The 2,133-nt window shown below is 61.0% G+C and carries 1 protein-coding gene; it reads right to left on the reverse strand.

Annotation, left to right across the window (positions count from 1 at the left end):
* A partial coding sequence (locus JNL55_RS14075) for a DNA phosphorothioation-associated putative methyltransferase (RefSeq protein ID WP_293854123.1) occupies nt 1-1,680 on the reverse strand: 1,680 nt, incomplete at its 3' end.
* Between the last annotated feature and the right edge of the window lie 453 nt (nt 1,681-2,133).

Raw genomic sequence — 2,133 nt, forward strand, 5'->3', positions numbered from 1 at the left:
CTTTATGAGATCGGCGTTGCGGTAGTCGCCGTAGAGCACAGATGCGCATCCAACATAAACGCGCAGCAGCGGCGGCAGCCGCTCAACGAGGCGGCCATGCAGTTGGAGTGACTCGCCCTCGATTAGCCAGCCAAGCCCATGCGCGGCTGCTTGCTGGCACGCGGCGGCGACCGCCTCGGGACTGGCAATCCGGAACAAGAGTTCTCGAGCTGCTTGTTGGGCCGTCGCATAGTCGCCGAAGAAGACCTTGATGTCGCGCTGGAGACCGGATTCGAGGTGTTTATAGGGCTTGCGGCGCTGGAACTGGTCGAGCGCGAAATACACCTCTAGGTCGGCGATGCGCGCCCGCCGCGCTGCTTCGATTGCGGATTTATCGTTGCGGCTGCCGATAAACCGCAACGCCTTCCCGAGCGTACCGAAGCCCTCTGTAAGCGCGAGCAGATCGGCAACCTCGGACTTCTCCGGTTCGCGGCCAAGCGCCAGCCACTGTACCCAGAGTCGGTCGAGCGGTCCGCGGAACGCTTGGTACTTCTGCTCGACGCGGTCGCGCCCCTCGCGAGATGGTCGCTCGACCACGGGGCGGCTGGGCATTCTTAAGATGCTTCGCCGGCTGCGAGACCGTTCGGCGAGAAAGCGCTGCTCGGCATCCTTGTCGCGGAAGACGTAGAAGATACCGGGGCCCACAGCAATGGGTTCTTCCTCCAAAACCTGCTCGAGGAACCTCTTGAGTTCGGTCTGGGTGTAGTACTTCTGAAAGGTGCCACGGCGCGTGAGTATGCCGTCCTGGTAGCGCTGGCCCTCGACCGCGTTCTGGTTTGCGAGCATCACCGAAACCACAAGCACTTGTTCGGCGAGCGACCATGCCCGATGGACAGCTTCGACCCGCTCGTCGAACTTCTCGATGACGTTTATGACAAAACCGAGGTTGACGATGTGAGCGGACGAGACCGGGTTGTCCGGCGCGTAGTGTGGATCCCACCCACCGACTTGTATGCCGTTCGCGCCGAGGCCTCGCATATCGTCGCCACGCCCGCAGCCGTAGTCGAAGACCGTGTAACCCCCATCAAGGAAACCGTAGCGGGCAAGCGTCTGGATGGGCGCAGAGAACCCGTAGCGGACCAATGCCGTGAGGTGTCGCGCAACGCAGGGCGATTCGTCGGCGGATGGCCCTCCGTCTGTGGAGTCGTCGTTGCCGATCGGAACGAGCTGATGACCGATGACTTGGTAGCCGCGTTCGCGAACGAGCTGCTCCCATTGCTGCTGGAATCCGATGCGCGTCGGATCGTCGAACAAGCCAATTGACTCACCGGCTTCGGTCAGTGCCAGGTACTCGGATCGCCTCGGATGGTCAGCGGGAACGAGCAGCTCTTTCCGATGGAGAATGGGTGGGTTTGCCGAGTCTTTGTAGGTGCGGTATGTGGTGCGCCAGGCACCGATATCAACCAGCCAGCTTTCGCGAAGTGCTGGGAACGGTGCATCGAAGAACTCCGGATAGTTGAGGAACGAAAGCCGGTCTTCTGTCGAATCCAGGCGCACAACGTTGAATTCGTCGATTCGCCGGACTCCGGCGACCGCTTCGGCTGCCTCGATCTTCGCGCGTAGGTCAGCTGGTAGTTCATCTAGCAGCGACACATGGAAGTAGGTTCGGCGCGCGACCTTTTTTGCCGGTATGCTTTTCATTTGGCGAACGCAAGAATGCTGGCTGTCCGTGTACCTTCAGTCTGTCACTTCTGAGCGTTCGTTTGTCACCAATAGCACTTCGATCTGTTGTGCGGGTTGGGTGAAGTCCAATACTTGTTGGAGGTTGTGTAGGTCAAGTGGCGGGGGGTGCGATTCCCCCGCGCCACTTGACCTACGGCAACTGAACCGGACTCCCGAGCCAAGCAGGCCATCGTCGCCTTTGGCCGAGTTGCACGCGTAGGTCATCCGGCAGGATTCGGAGTGGAGCCGCCGGTCGAATGACGGCTCCATGGAAGTTTCGAGCGGCAGCTCATGGCCGGCTCCCGCCTGCCGACTGCCTCAAGTTCTACCTGCCTGAACGGCGGGTTGACGCTGACAGCTGCCCGCCAAACCATCTGATTGCCTGGGCTGCGAGTAACGACCGCGGCTCACTGGAGACTGTGCGCATGCCCG

This window comes from Steroidobacter sp. (assembly GCF_016790065.1).
GTDB lineage: Bacteria > Pseudomonadota > Gammaproteobacteria > Steroidobacterales > Steroidobacteraceae > Steroidobacter.